Below are 16,230 nucleotides of genomic sequence, written 5' to 3'. Positions count from 1 at the left end.
TTATGGCTTATTCACGTAACCCTGCACAAGCGTTCAAATCAGAGAGCGGCACTAGTCGCGTTGGTGCGCTATCAAACTTTCATACTCAAACTACTCATACGCAGACCGCTTATACGCAGACCAGAAACAAACTCTTCGGCTTCATCACTCTTTCTTTAATCTTTGCCGCGCTGCTATTCACCGCAAGCGCGAAAGCCTCTGCGGTCGATGACTTAAACAAACGTGGTCAAGGGGAAATGAGTTATCTGTTTTGGACACTCTACTCTGCTGAATTCTACGCAACACCAACCAACTCTGAACGTGCACTCAAGCTTGAATATTACCGAGCTATCGACAGCAAAGACTTAGTCGATGCGACCGAAGACCAGTGGAACAAACTTGGTTACTCAAATAACAGCATTCAGCGTTGGTTGGAGCCTTTGTACGCGATGTGGCCAAACGTTGAAGCAGGAAGCACACTCACCATTCGTGTCGCTGAAGACAATGTCAGCCGCTTTTACTTTGACGAGCAACCTATCGGGGTAATCCAAGACAAACAGTTTGGCGAGGCCTTTTTAGCCATCTGGTTATCTGAAAACACATCCGAGCCCGGCCTTCGCAAACAACTACTAGGTTTAAATAAATGAGTCCAAAAACAAAAATAACAAAATTCGCTCTGGCACTGCTTTCTCTCACTTGGCTAGCGGGTTGTGGTTCTGCAAATCTAGAGAATCACGTAGAGACCACTCCCGAGCTCAAGCTTGAAACTTTCTTCAATGGCGAGTTAATGGCCTACGGCATCGTGCTTGACCGCTCTGGCAATTTACTGCGCCGCTTCGACGCTAAGCTGATCGCCACATGGGACGGTGACAATGGAGAGATCAAAGAGTGGTTCTCTTTCGCCGATGGTGAGCGTTCAACCCGAGTTTGGAACCTAATTAAAACCGGCGAAAACACCTATTCAGGTACTGCCAATGATGTGGTGGGCACCGCTTACGGCGAGACCCAAGGTTCGGCTCTGTATTGGAAATATGACTTAGAAATAGAAGTCGACGGCAGCACTTATGAAGTCGTCTTAGATGATTGGATGTTCTTAATGGATGAGAAACGATTGTTCAATAAAACCGAGATGTCTAAATTCGGCTTTAAGGTTGGAGAGGTCATCTTATATATCGAGAAAATCTGATGGACCGAGCCTTAACTTCACCTTGTTTGGTTAGCCTTTAATTACAGCCCACGACGACATGTTGTGGGCTGTTTTGTTTGTTCCCGCGAATTGCATACCTGAAAGCTCAAGCCTCTGTGCTAAGATGCGCCACCAGCATACAAATAGGCTAGACTCATACTCAGTAGTTCCTGTTTGTTTCGCTTAGCGTAGATTCCCTACCATGATTAATTGAAAAGGCTTTAAAGCATGAGCAAGTTGACCTCAGCGGAGCGTAAAGCTCGCGACAATGAACGTTTCTCACAACGCGTAAACGACCGCAGAGAAAAGGGTGAAGACGTAGTTGCTTACGCACTGACCAACAAAAAAGCAGTGAAGTTCCTAACGAAGTCAGAGAAAAAGCGCCTTAACGAGATGAAAGCGACTCTACAAGAAGAGAAGCGAGTTAAAGAACAAGAAGAGCTAAACCGAATCGAAGACGCGTTCACTGTTAAACAGTTCGACGACGAATAATCACTTCTGATTGCTCAAAAGCGCTGGCTCTATGCTGGCGCTTTTACTTTCTGACGCACTTTCCCTCTCGAGATGCATTCCATTTGCCCTTTCACCTCTCTCATCTCTAATCTCAGCTTACCGAGCAGCTCATCACCCAAGCCATCCGCCAACTTTAGCCCCAGATCTCAGAAAAACTCGTCTCAGCCCCTTACTATCTCGGTTCAATTCTACAAATCTAAGACAGTATGATTTTAATTACCGGATCAAGCAGCGGTTTAGGCGCAGCGCTCGCGACACAATACGCTAACACTGCAACAGACGCTCAACGCATCGCCATTACGGGTCGCAATGCACAACGTTTAGCTGAGGTAGCGAAAAACCTACCAGCGAATACCATTAGCCACGCGTGTGACCTCTGTGACCCTCACTCCGTGAGCGAGATGCTTGATATGTTGCCAGAAATGCCCAAGCTCGTGATTCACAGTGCTGGCAGTGGCTACTTCGGTAAGATAGAGCAACAGGACCCTGCAGCCATCAGTGACATGCTGAAAAACAACATCGAATCGTCGATCTTTTTGATTCGTGAATTGGTTCAGCGTTACAAGGATCAACCTGTCACGATTGCTGTAATTATGTCGACAGCTGCCCAAGGCGCTAAAGCAGAAGAGTCCACCTACTGCGCTGCCAAGTGGGCAGTGAAAGGCTTTATCGAATCAGTAAGATTGGAGCGAAAAGGTCACCCGATGAAAATCGTGGCTGTCTATCCCGGCGGAATGGCGACCGAGTTTTGGGGAACGAGTGGCAAAGCAATGGATACCTCTAGCTTTATGACCGCTCAAGAAGCCGCTCAAATGCTGCAACAGGCGTTAACTAGCACTGAGCATGGCTTTGTATCAGACATCACGATAAACCGCGGCTAGTGCTTAGACAGAGCGACAAGGAAATAGAGTCGCGAGACAATTATTTGTGAGGGTGAGCATGAAAGTGTGCGACAATGCTCGGCGTAAATTCATATTCAAGGTTTATTATGAAACTTCTAGTTCGTAACCTATCGCGCTCTACTTCTGAGCAAGACATCCGTGTGCTATTTTCTGAGTTTGGCTCAGTAAAAGAGTGCAGCCTAGTTTTAGACCAAGAAACTGGCGACTCAAAAGGCTTTGCTTTTGTTGAAATGCCAGAGCACGAAGAAGCGAAAGCGGCACTAAACAAGCTGAACATGACTAAGCTTGGCAAAAACACGATTCGTGTAAAAGTAGCGAACTCTTAATAGAGCCACGCTTCATAAGCCACGTGGCTTAGCTTAATGCAGCACAGATGATAAAGCCCGTAACGATATTCCGCTGAAAAGCGCAATATCGTTACGGGCTTTTTGCTGCTTGCGATTCTCTTGTCACAACACGACTGGCTTACTTAAGGCTCGCGTTTACAACCCTTCATGCTCATCAATCGCACGCCTTGCTTCTGCCATTGAACATCCAGATTCCATCACTAACTGAGCGACTGTCATCGAGGGTGTTGCCGCTAACAGCGAAGCCAAACACACCACGGGTTTAGGCAGTACTTTGTCTATCGCAATCGCTATCCAACCGTCTTTTTCGTGAGTGAGTAGGGTTTTAAATTCAATGAGTTGATGTTCTTGAGCCACCAATAACCAATTGCGTGAACGACGAACTCGCTTCAACTGGCATCCACACTCAGTCGCACTCGCCATCACTTGGCTTTTATCACTCACACGATGTACAAAACTATTCAGTGGGACGCTAAACATAACTCTCTGCTAACCAATCTCTATCAATCATTGAAGCACTATGTACTCGCAACTCAGCACTTCAATCACAACTCAATAAAACCATGAGTAGGATTACACAGACACAAAAAAACCGCCAGTCATGCGCTATGCAGACTCGCGGTTATTTTATCTAATCGGATTTTAAAGCTGCGCCGTTATGCGCTCTGATTTCAACGCTTGCCGTTTACTATTAGACTTAGCAGCAGCTTTTAGAATTGCCTTTGTCGCAACAATTTGAGTTCACCACAGAGCCTCGCTCAAAGCCATCAATCGCATTAGCCAACGCAGTAAATGATTGCTCAATATTGTCACGTGAAGTAGCGATGTTCATTCGCATAAAATGATAACTCTCAGCGCCAAACCAGCCTCCCGGCGTTAACCCCATTTTAGCTTGCTCAAACACCACATTCTTTAGCTCTTCTTCCGAGAAACCTAACTCAGAAAAATCAAACCATACTTGGTAAGTGCCTTGCGGCTGGATCACTTTCAATTGAGGAAGACGCAGCTCAGCAAACTCAGTGATCCACTTAACCGTGTCTTGCAGATACACCAACATGCCGTCTAGCCACGCTTCACCCTTTTCAAAGGCGGCAATCGTCGCAAACGTGGTCAAGGCATTGCCATGATCAAGATACATCGCCGCTACGTTGGTTTTGAACGCTTCAAATAGTTCATCATTGTTCGTGTACACATAGCCGTTAGAGATGCTGTGCATGCCGAAGGTTTTCGCCGGAGAGCCAATCAAGGTGATGACCTTGTCGTAATCAAAGCTGGTCAAGCTCGTGAAAGCGTGACCTTCAAAGATAATGTCTGAGTGGATTTCATCACTGATGATCAACACATCATGACGCTTAGCAATCTCGATAACCTGTGTTACTTCCTGCTGCGTCCACACACGACCTGTTGGGTTATGTGGATTACAGAAAATCATCGTTTTAACTTTGTGTTCGATGATCTGCTGTTCCATACCATCGAAGTCAATGCGGTAACCTTGCTCATCGTTTATGAGCGGGCTATTCACGACCTGACGATTAGCCTTGTTCACCAAGTTAGAAAACTGGTGATACGCTGGCGTATGGATAAGCACACCATCACCTTCATTGGTGAACTGACGCAGTAGCAACGCGATACCAGAAAGCACACCCGGCACCTGCACAAACTTGTCCGCAGAAAGGTTTAAACCATGACGCTTTGAATACCATTGCGACAGGGCTTCAAATACACCTTGCTCATTGAATTCATAAGAATAGACACCGCGCTCAACCAGGCGATTCAGTTCTTGAGTGATCGGTTCTGCTACCTGAAAATCCATATCGGCAACCCAGTATGGGAATACATCCGTGGTGTTATAAATGTTCTGTAGCATCTGCGGTTTGCTTTTGATAAACGCATTTTCACCGTAGCTCGATGTACTCTTAAACGCTGTCATGAAGGTGTCCTCAAATAATTCTTTCAGTCTTTTTTACAATCATTGGGATTGCATGAATGCCCTTAAGACGATGGCGACATCAAAAAGACGAAGCTTTTAGAAAATAATCTAAAAATAAAAACTAATCTCGCATCTCAACCTTTATCTCAGTCTTAACCGAATTCGCGATAAAGCAATTCTTGTGTGCTAAGTGGTGCAGCTTGTCGAGTTGAGCACTGGTTGGAATCTTGCTACCAATAAACACAATCTTAGGGCGCAGTGTCACGGTAGTAACGGACGAACGACCTGACTCATCTTCTTCAAGCACACCTATCGCATCATCCACATAAGATTCAATCACGTACTTCTGTTTAGCCGCGATGCCCAAAAAAGTCAGCATATGACAGCTAGAAATTGCCGCAATAAACGCTTCTTCTGGGTCAACATTCTCCTCAACCGACAACGGTAGTGGCACAACATGAGGCGATGACGACGCAGGTACAATGACACCACCATCAAACTCCCATGTGTGGCCGCGGCTGTATTTGTTATCACTAAAGGCTTCATCTTTCGCTTTTTGCCAGCGAATGATCGCTCCGTATTCAGACATAATCTATTCCCTTTTTAATGCTCAATAAATTAGCGATCAGCTGGATGATTGACACCATCGTTAGTCACCACATCACCAATATCAAACGGGTTCACCCCTTCCAAACAACCGATATTAAAACCATATTCATTCGGGCTAGAACGGCGTTGATGATGGGTATAGATGCCGCAGTTTGAGCAGAAGTAATGCTTCGCGGTATTGGTATTAAATTGATAAAGCTTGAGATGCTCAGCACCTTTGATGATCTTGATGCCATCCAGCGCAACAGAGCCCACAATCGCGCCTCTACGACGACAGATAGAACAATCACATCGACGCGGCTTTTCGATTCCGTTAGGCAGGCTGAGTTCTAATTCGACTGCACCGCAGTGGCAGGTGGCTTTGTGAAAAGGTTGGATAACCGTGTTACCGACGACTTTCATGACTCTCTCCAATCACGTCCTTATGTTGCAGGTATCATAACCAGTTCAATGATCTCTGTCCGTAAGCTGGCGCTGAGTTCGAGAGATCCGTCATGCGTAGGTGGTGTCTATTCTTTGTTTGATCTCTCGACCAAGTCACTGAAGTTCTCAAGAAGAAAATCTAAGAAGAGTCGAATACGCTTCGGCTGATATTTCTTGCTGATGTACACCACATTCAAGTCGGCGCTTGATACAGAGGTCGAGGTGTTAAAGTTCTTCATGTAGCCATTAAGCAGAGTCACAAGGCGCTGGTTATTGATGTCGTCTTGCACATCCAACACTGATTTAAGCGCGATGCCCTCGCCTTTTAATGCCCAGTAGCGAATCACTTCACCATCATCTGAGAATCGCTTTGGTACAACGGTAATCGACTTCTTCATGTCGTGATCTTGAAAATGCCATGTTTTCAGTTCCTCATTGCTACGCAGCATCGCCAAGCAGTCGTGCTCGACCAAATCTTGTGGCGTCAACGGCGTTCCATGCTTGGCAAGATATTCAGGCGAGGCACACAGTACACGTCGGCTCGGAGATAAGCGTCTGGATATCAAACTGCTGTCGACCAATTCCCCATAGCGGATCACGATATCCATGCCAGATTCCGCAATGTTCGACAGGTTGTCGTTCAAATACAGGTAAGGAATCACATCTGGATACTGCTTACAAAACTCCGACAAGATTGGCAGGATGTACTGCTTGCCGATGTCTTTCGGTGCGGCGATCTTTAATGGGCCTTTGACCTCTTTGACGCCATTTTGAATCAGGTTTTCAGCCTCACTGACGTTATCCAATATCTCCAAACACGCCTTGTGATACAGCTCGCCTGAATCAGTCAAAGACACATGTCGTGTGCTTCGATTCAGCAACTTCACACCATAACGCTCTTCCAATGCCTGCAACCTTGCCGTCATTGTCGCGGGTGATAAACCCAGTTCACGCCCAGCGGCCGCCAACCCTTGATGCTTAACGATACTGACGAACATCGCCATGTCTGAAAACTTATCCATGCTATTCGTGCTCTCGCTCTATTGTTCATTTAAACCGAATAATGAATTTATATTTTAGCCAATTATCAAATTTAGTCGAACAAATATAATGACAACCATCAGCAGAACACGCAGGAATTCAGACCATGAACAACACACAAGCGAACCAAGAAAAACGCACTTTCGTCATCATTGGTGGCACATCAGGTATCGGCAAAGCATTAGCGATGCAGTTGAGAAACGACAACAACATAGTCCACATTGCTAGCCGCCACACAGGTGTTGATATCAGCAATGAAAAGTCGATTTGCGAATACTTCGAATCCATTGGTCCCTTCGATCATTTAGTCGTGACAGCGGGCTCATCCGCTCCGGCAGGAAAAGTGGCAGACGTTGCTATTGAAGACGCGAAAACGGCATTTGATACCAAATTTTGGGGAAGCCTAAACGTTGCTAAGCATGCTGCACGTTACATGAAACCCAACGGTTCTATCACGCTCACGACGGGCATGTTGTCACGCAAAGTAGTCGCAGGCACTTACGTAAAAACAGCCATCAACGCCGCACTTGAAAGCGTAACTAAGGTGCTTGCGAAAGAGCTCGCACCAATTCGAGTGAACGCCGTAAGCCCGGGCTTAACCATGACAACAGCCTACAAAAACATGGACGACACGGCTCGTTCAGCCATGTACGACAACGCCAAAAATAACTTACCCATAGGCAAGGTGGGCGAAGCTTCAGAAATCGCCATGGGTTACCTGTTCGCGATTAATAATCCATACGTGACTGGCTCAATCATCGACATCGATGGCGGTGCGCTACTCGGCTAACACTACGCAAAGAAGCAAAGAAGCAAAGAAGCAAAAACACAAAGAACAATCGTTAGGACGTGTATCTAAACGTCCTAACAAACAAGAATTTACATAGGTAACTCATCATGAAACAAGAACAGATTCCATTCCAAGTTTGGATACTGACACTCGCGGCGTTCGCGATTGGCACGGCCGAATTTGTTATCGCAGGCATTCTTCCACAAATTGCGACTTCCCTTTCAATAACAGAAGGCCAAGCGGGCTACCTAATCAGTGCATATGCGCTAGCTATCGTTATCGGCGGGCCAATCTTAACCATCTACCTTGCACGCTTTAACAAGAAGATGGTGCTGATTGGATTAATGGCGCTGTTCATTATTGGCAACGTGTTATCCGCCTTAGCGCCAAGCTATCCACTTCTACTGGCAAGCCGTGTTATTGCAGGCCTAGTGCAAGGTCCTTTCTATGGCATCGGTGCAGTTGTTGCGACCAATTTAGTATCGGAAAAAATGGCAGGTCGCGCGGTTGGTCAAATGTTCGCAGGCTTAACGCTCGCTAACGTTCTTGGCGTTCCCGCAGGTACTTGGGTGAGCTTGCAATTCGGTTGGCACACCACCTTCTTTACCGTGGCGGCACTCGGCACAGTTGCGATGATTTCTATCCTGACATCTATCAAATCAACAGGTCACAGCGAAGCGAAAGACATCAAAACTCAGCTAATGGCGTTCAAAAATCCAATGCTGCTTATCAGCTTAGCGATCACCGCTTTTGCTTGGTCTGGCTTCATGACGCTCTACGGCTACCTAGCACCTATCGCCATGCACATCACGGGTTACGGGCAAGAATCAGTTACTTGGATCTTAGTAATTGTGGGTGTTGGCTTAATCATAGGTAACACCTTAGGCGGTCGCTCTTCAGATAAAGACCTAGGTAAAGCTTCCATGTTTTGGGCAGTCGCGATGATCGCTTCATTGATTGTGGTTGGCCTAGTGGTAGACAACAAAATTCTATTCGTTGCAGCGGCATTTGTCTTTGGTATTGCATCATTTGCGAACGTTCCTGCCATGCAACTTCGAGTAATGAACCATGGTGGCGAAGGCCAAGAGCTAGCCGCAACAGCCAATATTTCAGCGTTTAACTTGGCCAATGCCTTCGGTGGATTCCTTGGCGGCATGGTACTCGACAGCCAACTGGGCGCAGGAATGATTCCGTTCGCAGCCGTCGTTGTCCCTGTCATTGGCTTACTGCTTATCGCCAAAGCCAACCGAGCTGACAAGCCACAAAGCAACTCGATTTTCAGCCCAGCTGAAAGCAAATAACGCGACTTATAGCCCGAACACAAAACTAAAAACACTGAATTCAAGAACACAGAATTAAAACAAGGTAGATACAATGAACAAATTATTCGAAACATCAGAACTCAAAGGCCTAGAACTGCAAAACCGCGTCGTTATGGCACCCATGACTCGCGCTCGTACTAGCCAACCTGGAAACGTACCAAACGATATGATGGCAACCTATTACCAGCAACGCGCCAGTGCAGGTTTAATCATCACCGAAGCCACACAAATATCCGACGACTCTCAAGGCTACTCATTCACACCCGGCGTTTATACCGATGCACAAATTGAAGGTTGGAAGTCAGTAACCACAGCCGCAAAAGAACAAGGCGCTGCGATATTCTGCCAGCTATGGCATGTCGGCCGCGTGTCTCACCCAACCTTTCAAAAGGGTGAACTGCCGATTGCACCGTCAGCTTTGGCTCCAATAGAAACTCAGGTTTGGATTTCTGATGAGAATGGCAACGGCAATATGGTGGATTGCATCCAGCCAAGAGAAATGACCCAAGCAGACATCGATCGCGTCGTTCAAGATTTTGCGAACTCAGCGAAGAAAGCTATCGAGGCAGGGTTTAATGGTGTCGAGATCCACGGCGGCAATGGCTACCTCATTGATCAGTTTTTAAGAACGAACTCGAACAAACGTACCGACAACTACGGCGGAAGCCGTGAGAACCGACTTCGCTTTTTGATTGAAGTAGTAGATGCTGTCATTGATGCGATTGGCGCGGACAAAGTGGGCGTACGTTTGGCTCCGTTCATCACCTTCAAAGACATGAACTGCTCAGACATCGTGCCAACGATTTTAGAAGCTTCAAAAGCACTGCAAGCTCGTGATATCGCTTACCTACACCTTTCAGAAGCCGATTGGGATGACGCACCCGTTATTCCTGAAAGCTTCCGAGTCGAACTGAGAGAGTTGTTTTCCAATACCATCATCGTCGCAGGCAGCTACACACCAGAGCGTGCCGAGGAAGTGCTAAATAAAGGCTACGCGGATCTCGTCGCATTTGGTCGCCCATTCGTGGCAAATCCAGACCTCGTATCACGCCTACAAAACGGCAGCGAACTATCAGAACTTGATGGCGCCACCCTATTCGGCGGCAACGAAAAAGGCTACATCGATTATCCAGCTTTGTAATGACAAAGCATTAAACAAACACCAAGCCTGCATGAGTCCAGCAGGCTTGCCTCTCTAGAAACGTGACTGAGCCGATACCTTTTCACACCCAAGAACCCACTTGCATATTTTCACTTAAACCACTGTTATATTTAAACTTTAAATAAAACATAAACTACAAAAATATCAATAATAATTCCGATTCAAACGGATAAATGAGGACTCTCCATTGTTCAATGTAGGACAGGTTTACAATCGACGTGCAGAGATACACGGTCATTACAAAGGTCAGCAATACGGTGGTATCGCTACGCCAGCTGCTCACCCGTATGTATTTATCTTCACTAGCGATGCGGGCGAAGAGTTTGGCTACTCTGATGGTTTTAGTGCAGACGGCACTTTCCGATATACAGGAGAAGGGCAAGAAGGTGACATGAAAATGGTCAAAGGAAACTTGGCCATCTTTGAGCACCAAAACAACCTCAAAGAGATTCTTTTATTTGAATCTGTCTCAACTGGTTTTGTTAGATTCGTCGGTGTTTGTAATTACATCTGTCATCACATTGAGCAACGCCCCGATAAGAACGACCAACTTCGTGATGCAATAGTTTTCCATTTAGATATCGTCCCGCAAAGTATTGGGGATTCAGTTCAATCTCCAAAAATGTCATACCTTACTAAGCCGACCAAAAGTAAATCTCTGAAGCAATTACGAGACATCGCTTTAGCTTCAACGCCACTTCAAACTGACACAAAAGAACAACTTACACATGTAAAATATCGTAGTGAAGCCATTAAGCTTTACGCGAAAAAGAGGGCAAACGGGCTTTGTGAAGGCTGTGGAAAGCCGTCGCCTTTTGAGACCAAGTCAGGTCCTTATCTAGAAGTACATCACCTGACACGGTTAGCGGATGGTGGTGCAGATTGTCCTGAAAACGTGATTGCACTCTGTCCGACTTGCCATCGTAAAGCGCACTACTCCGTGGAAGCTGCAGATTTCAATGCGAAACTCATCAAGAAAGCACTAAAGATTGAAGAACAGCTGTTGTAAACATTTCCTTCAGGCAAAAGAAAGGCTCGCATGACTAGTGCGAGCCTAATGCAGTTTAGGGGGTAAACCACAATCTGATATTAATCTGGGACTAATTATTTAACTTATGAACCATTATGCACTTGTGCGCATTGATATTCTATTTTTAAATGATTCACTGCAATTAATCAATCGATAAAAGTTAGCGTTTGGTCAATTTAAACCACATAAATAACAGTGATTTAGTGAACAGAGTCTAGAAATTAATCATAAATCCCATATAAATCAGATTTATAGACTTCTCATTTGCCAATAACCCTCACCATTGGTTGCGAGTTGATTATGTAAGTAATCGAGCGTGTCAGCCACCTTTCCAGCAATGCCTTGTGGCGGATTAAACAGTAGTAAACCACTGCCGATGAGGCGATCATCGCCCTTCGGATCGCGCAGTCGCAATTCCGACTTGATCGGACTTGGAAGCAAACCATCTTTCACCGCTGTCACGCAGTGGTTCAAAATCAGTGAGCTTTTGTCATCGGTGTAGAGCGGATACCAAATCAGCGCAGAGACTTTCTCTGATTGCTGATAAGCCTTCACCAAGGCGTCAATCACTGCGAGATATTCAGCATCGGTTTCATAGGGTGGGTCGATAACAATCAGGTGATGGTTATCATGTTTAGCTACATCATCAGGTAACGCTTTAAGCCCATCGCCGGCGGTAATGGTGAGCTTACTTGAGACATCTAGATCGCGTTGTAGCTTCTCAATATTGGTTTGAAGTAAGTCGGCTTCATCTTGCTGAATATCTGAAAAATAAAAGCTGTCTTGGCTACGCCCTTGTTGATAGGTAATGGCTGCAGAGCCGGGATACAGCGTGATTAGTTGATTAGGATTGTAGTATTCCAGCACCGACATAAAAGACGCGAATGACTCTGGAAGGTAAGCCTTGTTTCGCCATAAGTACCCAACCCCTTCGGCAAATTCGCCCGCATGATTACTTGGCGCGGTTGTTAGGTCATAACACCCTGTCCCTGAGTGTGTGTCGATAACATTGAGGCGTGAATGCTGCTGCATTAATGACTGAACCAGAGCACTCAATACTGGGTGCTTGAGTGCATCACCGTGGTCGCCTACATGACATTGATGTCGATATTCCATTCCCTTGCCTCATTTCTACTGACGTCATATAAACATACTTCATATCCTGAGGGCTTTCCTGCTCAATCTATCGTTTTTTGAAATAGCCTCTCTTTTGACTAACTGTCTGACTCTTATAAAAAATAAAGCCCTTCGTCTTATTACAAACGAAGGGCTTTACTGAGGTTAATCACCAGCTCGTGCTGTTAGCTAAGAAACACCTTAAGGGTACTCACCCTCAACTTCTACAGGTGCTTTTACTTGGTAGTGACAAGGCTGCAGGCCAAGCAGTTTAGGCAGGGTAATACCGACTGAAACTGAAGACCACGTACCGCTGACAATGCCGACAACCAATGCAATTGCGAATCCTTGCAGTGCTGCGCCACCAAGCAACCAAAGCGCTGATACCGTGATTAGCGTAGTGCCTGATGTCACCATGGTGCGCGAGAAAGTCGCTTTCACCGACTCGTTAAGCAAGTTATCAGTGTCACCGTTAGGGTTGCCACGCAGCATCTCACGAACACGGTCGGCGATGATGATCGAGTCATTGAGTGAGTAACCCAAAATCGCTAACACCGCCGCTAATACCGTTAGGTTGAATTCGAACTGAGTAAAGGCGAACAATCCCAAGATAAGCGTCACGTCATAGATGATTGCGGCAAGTGCACCCAGTGCCAAACGCCATTCAAATCGTACACTCAGGTACAGCATGATCATTAGGAAACACACCAATACTGCCAAGCCACCTTGGTCAACCATGTCTTGACCGACTTGAGGACCAACCACGCTGCTGTTAAGCACTTGCACTTGGTCGCTCACCGATGACAAAACATCCACTAGGTTAGGCTGTGGTGCATCTGTCAATTGGCTGTAACGCAGTGTCCAGCGGTCTTGTTCTGCCATGCCAACAACTTGCACGTCTTGTTGGAAAGCGGCATCAAGTTTTGTTTTTAAATCGTCTTTGGTTACTTGGTCAGAAAGCTGAACTTCGGCAACCACACCGCCAGTAAAGTCCAAGCCCCAGTTAAAACCTTTTACTGCCACCAGCATTACAGAGCTCATGAACAGCACGATAGAAATCACAGACATCACCTTACGAAGGCGAGTCATATTGCTATCTGAAATATAGCGGTCTGAATTAGTCACTTTTGTTGAAGTTCTCATGCTTAAATCCTTACATCGTGGCGTTGGTCACGCCCCCAAGCCAAATTGATGATCGCGCGTGACGCAAAAATACCTGTAAACATACTGGTTAGAAGACCCAAACCTAGGGTTAGTGCGAACCCTTGAATCGGTCCATTACCAATGGTGTACAGAGCCACGGCAACAATCATGGTAGTGACGTTGGCATCGAAGATTGAAGAGAACGCGCTATCAAAGCCACGGTCGATGGCACTTGCAAAGCTGCGCCCTTCTTTCATTTTGTCTCGAATACGCTCGAAGATAAGTACGTTAGTATCTACCGCCATACCGACCGTTAATACCAAGCCCGCAATGCCTGGCAGGGTTAATACCGCACCCGGAAGCATCGCAATCAAACCAAATAGTGTGGTCATGTTGACGACCAATGCAGCGTTCGCAACCCAACCAAGGCGGCGATACCATAGCGCCATAAACGTGAGAGTTAGACCAAGGCCAAGAGCCAAAGCTGCAAAGCCGTTCGTAACGTTTTCAGCACCCAGAGATGGGCCAATGGTGCGCTCTTCAATGATGGTCACTGGCGCAGTCAATGAACCCGCACGAAGCAATAGCGCCAGCTCTTGTGCTTCAGCCATGCTGCCTGCACCTGTGATTCTAAAGCGGCTACCCAATTGAGATTGGATGTTCGCCACACTGATCACTTCACTGGTTTTCTCGCTGTTACCGGCTCTGTCACGGCTGTACTCGCTGTACACGGTTGCCATTGGCTTGCCGATGTTATGACGAGAGAACTCAGACATTTTCTTACCACCCGCTGAATCCAGCGTGATGTTTACTTCTGCGCTGCCCATCTCACCAATGCCACTACGAGCATCGATAATGTGTTCGCCGCTCAGTACCGCTTTGCGAGCAACAACGACACGGTTGCCATCGGTATCTTTTAGCGTTTGAGTGTTGCGCGTCGCGTTATCGTAAACAGAGTAGAACGCCAATGATGCCGTCGCACCAATCACGTCTTTCGCGGCTGCTGGGTCTTGTACACCCGGAAGTTCGATACGAATACGGCTTTCACCTTGGCGCTGAATTGAAGCTTCTGTGATACCTAGCTCTTCAATACGACTGCGCATGATTTGCAGGTTTTGTTGAACCGTTAGGTTGCGTAGCGTTCTTTGTTCATCTTCAGATTGCGTTAGCGTCAGCTTTTTGTCTGAGCTATCACGTAGCCATTGCGGGAACTCTTCACGGATCAGCTTTTGTGCTTTCTCGAAATCCGCGTCAGTGCGGAAATTGAATTCCACTTGGTTGTTCACCACTTTACCGCGGGCATAACGTACTTGGCTGGTGATCTCATCGACCATAGCTTGCGCTTGTGCGTGGTAAACCGGCTCCATGTCCACTTCTAATAAGAACTGCACACCGCCACGTAAATCAAGGCCTAGCTGAATCGGTGCGAAGCCCATATCAGTCAACCATTTTGGTGCTGCTGGCTCCATCGCTAGAGCAACCGTTGCGTTGTCTAGTAGGCGCTCATTAAGCACCTCTTTAGCTTTTGCTTGTTGCTCGGCATCTTCTAGGATAACTACTAAGCGTTTGTCTTTTTGAAAGGCTGATTTGGCTTGGATGCCTTCACTCGCAAGGTATTGAGTTACCTGAGTAGCATCGATAGTTTGCTCAGAACGATTGCTGATTTGAACCGAAGCATTCTCGCCATACCAAGAAGGTAGAGCACTCAGAACCATGATGATGATAGTGGCGATAAGCACCACGTATTTCCACTTTGCGTAGTGGTTGATTTGTTTTCTTGGAATGCGCTTTTTCACAGTCAAGATCTCTTCTTTTTACCAATCACAGTAAATGTTCGAGCATTTTAACCAGCTAGGGTGTCCAGTTATTTACTACGATTGGTATAACTAATGTTTTGCGAACACGATCGACGACTAGCAGCAACCAGAACAAGCTGATTGAACGATAGTGAGGCTAAAATTATGTGTCGCTATATTTGATTAACTGGCGAGTTCAACGGGCACAAGTGACCATCGATACGACCAATTTGGGGTCAAACGATTAGCTAAGAAGATCTCGAAAGTGGGAATATTGTATGTTGCCCTCTTTCCACCCAGAAAGCCGGGAAGACGGAGAACTCACAATACTGGTCCAGTGCTGTTTTTGATCCAACAGAGGTGTGTTGACCAACAGAGAGGCCAGTAAAGAAGGAGGAGAAAAGTCGATAAGCAGATGATAAGAAGGCTCTAGGTCGGCCCCACTTTCTTGCTCATTGGTTAATATACGTCGGTAAGTGGTCGCTTGAAGGCTCGATTCAGTATCGTGGTAGTTGGAACTGTCACCGACAGACGCGGCGCCCAACTGAACTTTATCGCACTCTAAATAGGCTGATGGATCATCAACCGCGGCTTGCTTACATTGTTTTTCCGAAGAAGATTGTTTTTCCGCAGAAGACTGTTTGTTTGCGAAGGATTGCTGTTGAGCAGAGTCGATTTGAAACGGCTTAGAAGGAAACGAATAGCCGTTAGAATTCACTAAGCCAAAGCTCAGTAAAAACAACATTAAGACTAATCGGGTACCCAGTTTAAGCAATCTAATATCCAAACAACATTCTCGTAGATCGTCAATCTACAATACAAATGAAACGCTGTCTTGATTTAAAACATTTTTTTAGAAAATGATACGATGCAACCGATTAAGCATCATCGTTCTAAAGAAAAGAAAAAGCCAAGCAACAAGGCTTGGCTTTAAACAATGC

18 protein-coding genes are annotated in these 16,230 nt (G+C 46.2%); 9 read left to right on the top strand and 9 right to left on the bottom strand.

Features of this window, described 5'->3' with window-relative positions; translation table 11 throughout:
- The first annotated feature begins 2 nt into the window (after nucleotides 1-2).
- The 5 genes from L1D37_RS12505 (at nucleotide 3) to L1D37_RS12485 (ending at nucleotide 2,906) form a co-directional block, all read left to right on the top strand.
- Nucleotides 3-626, top strand: coding sequence for a chalcone isomerase family protein (locus L1D37_RS12505; RefSeq protein ID WP_239848088.1), 624 nt, complete (start codon nucleotides 3-5; stop codon nucleotides 624-626).
- Nucleotides 623-1,165: a DUF3833 domain-containing protein gene (locus L1D37_RS12500; RefSeq protein WP_239848087.1), complete on the top strand. Its 543-nt coding sequence runs from the start codon at nucleotides 623-625 to the stop codon at nucleotides 1,163-1,165. Before L1D37_RS12505 ends, L1D37_RS12500 begins: the two co-directional genes overlap by 4 nt.
- Before the next feature lie 228 nt (nucleotides 1,166-1,393).
- Nucleotides 1,394-1,657, top strand: coding sequence for a hypothetical protein (locus L1D37_RS12495; RefSeq protein WP_048660586.1), 264 nt, complete (start codon nucleotides 1,394-1,396; stop codon nucleotides 1,655-1,657).
- A gap of 227 nt (nucleotides 1,658-1,884) precedes the next feature.
- Nucleotides 1,885-2,559, top strand: a complete 675-nt coding sequence (locus L1D37_RS12490; protein ID WP_239848086.1) for an SDR family NAD(P)-dependent oxidoreductase — start codon at nucleotides 1,885-1,887, stop codon at nucleotides 2,557-2,559.
- A 107-nt stretch (nucleotides 2,560-2,666) separates the two neighbouring features.
- Nucleotides 2,667-2,906 (top strand): RNA-binding protein, encoded by a 240-nt coding sequence (locus L1D37_RS12485; RefSeq protein ID WP_017057644.1) that lies wholly within the window; start codon nucleotides 2,667-2,669, stop codon nucleotides 2,904-2,906.
- A gap of 156 nt (nucleotides 2,907-3,062) precedes the next feature.
- On the opposite strand, the gene L1D37_RS12480 is transcribed toward L1D37_RS12485, so the two are convergent.
- From L1D37_RS12480 to L1D37_RS12460, 5 genes are all read right to left on the bottom strand, one after another.
- Complete coding sequence (locus L1D37_RS12480; RefSeq protein WP_239848085.1) at nucleotides 3,063-3,407, bottom strand: ribosome recycling factor family protein; 345 nt, start codon at nucleotides 3,405-3,407, stop codon at nucleotides 3,063-3,065.
- A gap of 217 nt (nucleotides 3,408-3,624) precedes the next feature.
- Nucleotides 3,625-4,857 (bottom strand): PatB family C-S lyase, encoded by a 1,233-nt coding sequence (locus L1D37_RS12475; RefSeq protein ID WP_239848084.1) that lies wholly within the window; start codon nucleotides 4,855-4,857, stop codon nucleotides 3,625-3,627.
- A gap of 121 nt (nucleotides 4,858-4,978) precedes the next feature.
- Nucleotides 4,979-5,446, bottom strand: coding sequence for an OsmC family protein (locus L1D37_RS12470; RefSeq protein ID WP_239848083.1), 468 nt, complete (start codon nucleotides 5,444-5,446; stop codon nucleotides 4,979-4,981).
- A 29-nt stretch (nucleotides 5,447-5,475) separates the two neighbouring features.
- A complete protein-coding gene (locus L1D37_RS12465; protein ID WP_102314787.1) occupies nucleotides 5,476-5,868 on the bottom strand; it encodes a GFA family protein in 393 nt (130 codons plus the stop codon).
- Between the two features lie 107 nt (nucleotides 5,869-5,975).
- Nucleotides 5,976-6,911 carry a LysR family transcriptional regulator gene (locus L1D37_RS12460; protein WP_239848082.1) on the bottom strand — a complete coding sequence of 312 codons (936 nt, stop codon included), beginning with the start codon at nucleotides 6,909-6,911 and terminating at the stop codon, nucleotides 5,976-5,978.
- 125 nt (nucleotides 6,912-7,036) lie between these two features.
- Here L1D37_RS12460 and L1D37_RS12455 point away from each other — a divergent pair, with 125 nt between their 5' ends.
- The 4 genes from L1D37_RS12455 to L1D37_RS12440 all read left to right on the top strand — a co-directional run bounded on the left by L1D37_RS12455 (nucleotide 7,037) and on the right by L1D37_RS12440 (nucleotide 11,213).
- On the top strand, nucleotides 7,037-7,720 hold the full coding sequence (locus L1D37_RS12455; protein WP_239848081.1) for an SDR family oxidoreductase: 684 nt from the start codon (nucleotides 7,037-7,039) through the stop codon (nucleotides 7,718-7,720).
- Nucleotides 7,721-7,827: 107 nt separating this feature from the next.
- Complete coding sequence (locus L1D37_RS12450; RefSeq protein ID WP_239848080.1) at nucleotides 7,828-9,021, top strand: MFS transporter; 1,194 nt, start codon at nucleotides 7,828-7,830, stop codon at nucleotides 9,019-9,021.
- Nucleotides 9,022-9,094: 73 nt separating this feature from the next.
- On the top strand, nucleotides 9,095-10,183 hold the full coding sequence (locus L1D37_RS12445) for an alkene reductase (protein ID WP_239848079.1): 1,089 nt from the start codon (nucleotides 9,095-9,097) through the stop codon (nucleotides 10,181-10,183).
- Nucleotides 10,184-10,391: 208 nt separating this feature from the next.
- Nucleotides 10,392-11,213, top strand: coding sequence for an HNH endonuclease signature motif containing protein (locus L1D37_RS12440; protein ID WP_239848078.1), 822 nt, complete (start codon nucleotides 10,392-10,394; stop codon nucleotides 11,211-11,213).
- 270 nt (nucleotides 11,214-11,483) lie between these two features.
- Here L1D37_RS12440 and rlmJ read toward each other — a convergent pair whose 3' ends face one another.
- The 4 genes from rlmJ to L1D37_RS12420 all read right to left on the bottom strand — a co-directional run bounded on the left by rlmJ (nucleotide 11,484) and on the right by L1D37_RS12420 (nucleotide 16,034).
- On the bottom strand, nucleotides 11,484-12,350 hold the full coding sequence (rlmJ, locus tag L1D37_RS12435) for a 23S rRNA (adenine(2030)-N(6))-methyltransferase RlmJ (RefSeq protein WP_057622728.1): 867 nt from the start codon (nucleotides 12,348-12,350) through the stop codon (nucleotides 11,484-11,486).
- Nucleotides 12,351-12,551: 201 nt separating this feature from the next.
- Complete coding sequence (gene secF, locus L1D37_RS12430) at nucleotides 12,552-13,493, bottom strand: protein translocase subunit SecF (protein ID WP_048660573.1); 942 nt, start codon at nucleotides 13,491-13,493, stop codon at nucleotides 12,552-12,554.
- A 2-nt stretch (nucleotides 13,494-13,495) separates the two neighbouring features.
- A complete protein-coding gene (gene secD / locus L1D37_RS12425) occupies nucleotides 13,496-15,295 on the bottom strand; it encodes a protein translocase subunit SecD (protein WP_176679036.1) in 1,800 nt (599 codons plus the stop codon).
- Nucleotides 15,296-15,533: 238 nt separating this feature from the next.
- A complete protein-coding gene (locus tag L1D37_RS12420; protein ID WP_239848158.1) occupies nucleotides 15,534-16,034 on the bottom strand; it encodes a hypothetical protein in 501 nt (166 codons plus the stop codon).
- Between the last annotated feature and the right edge of the window lie 196 nt (nucleotides 16,035-16,230).

Source organism: Vibrio sp. Isolate33, assembly GCF_022397895.1.
Classification (GTDB): domain Bacteria; phylum Pseudomonadota; class Gammaproteobacteria; order Enterobacterales; family Vibrionaceae; genus Vibrio; species Vibrio pomeroyi.
The sequence above is the reverse complement of the archived record's forward strand: the minus strand, read 5'-3'. Positions and strand labels throughout refer to the sequence as shown.

Excerpts from the sequence above, each read along its gene's own strand:
- L1D37_RS12475 (WP_239848084.1), bottom strand. The coding sequence starts at position 4,857 with ATGACAGCGTTTAAGAGTACATCGAGCTACGGTGAAAATGCGTTTATC.
- L1D37_RS12495 (WP_048660586.1), top strand. The coding sequence starts at position 1,394 with ATGAGCAAGTTGACCTCAGCGGAGCGTAAAGCTCGCGACAATGAACGT.
- rlmJ (WP_057622728.1), bottom strand. The coding sequence starts at position 12,350 with ATGGAATATCGACATCAATGTCATGTAGGCGACCACGGTGATGCACTC.
- L1D37_RS12470 (WP_239848083.1), bottom strand. The coding sequence starts at position 5,446 with ATGTCTGAATACGGAGCGATCATTCGCTGGCAAAAAGCGAAAGATGAA.
- L1D37_RS12465 (WP_102314787.1), bottom strand. The coding sequence starts at position 5,868 with ATGAAAGTCGTCGGTAACACGGTTATCCAACCTTTTCACAAAGCCACC.
- L1D37_RS12455 (WP_239848081.1), top strand. The coding sequence starts at position 7,037 with ATGAACAACACACAAGCGAACCAAGAAAAACGCACTTTCGTCATCATT.
- secF (WP_048660573.1), bottom strand. The coding sequence starts at position 13,493 with ATGAGAACTTCAACAAAAGTGACTAATTCAGACCGCTATATTTCAGAT.
- L1D37_RS12480 (WP_239848085.1), bottom strand. The coding sequence starts at position 3,407 with ATGTTTAGCGTCCCACTGAATAGTTTTGTACATCGTGTGAGTGATAAA.
- L1D37_RS12500 (WP_239848087.1), top strand. The coding sequence starts at position 623 with ATGAGTCCAAAAACAAAAATAACAAAATTCGCTCTGGCACTGCTTTCT.
- L1D37_RS12450 (WP_239848080.1), top strand. The coding sequence starts at position 7,828 with ATGAAACAAGAACAGATTCCATTCCAAGTTTGGATACTGACACTCGCG.
- L1D37_RS12445 (WP_239848079.1), top strand. The coding sequence starts at position 9,095 with ATGAACAAATTATTCGAAACATCAGAACTCAAAGGCCTAGAACTGCAA.
- L1D37_RS12490 (WP_239848086.1), top strand. The coding sequence starts at position 1,885 with ATGATTTTAATTACCGGATCAAGCAGCGGTTTAGGCGCAGCGCTCGCG.
- L1D37_RS12485 (WP_017057644.1), top strand. The coding sequence starts at position 2,667 with ATGAAACTTCTAGTTCGTAACCTATCGCGCTCTACTTCTGAGCAAGAC.
- L1D37_RS12420 (WP_239848158.1), bottom strand. The coding sequence starts at position 16,034 with ATGTTGTTTTTACTGAGCTTTGGCTTAGTGAATTCTAACGGCTATTCG.
- L1D37_RS12505 (WP_239848088.1), top strand. The coding sequence starts at position 3 with ATGGCTTATTCACGTAACCCTGCACAAGCGTTCAAATCAGAGAGCGGC.
- L1D37_RS12460 (WP_239848082.1), bottom strand. The coding sequence starts at position 6,911 with ATGGATAAGTTTTCAGACATGGCGATGTTCGTCAGTATCGTTAAGCAT.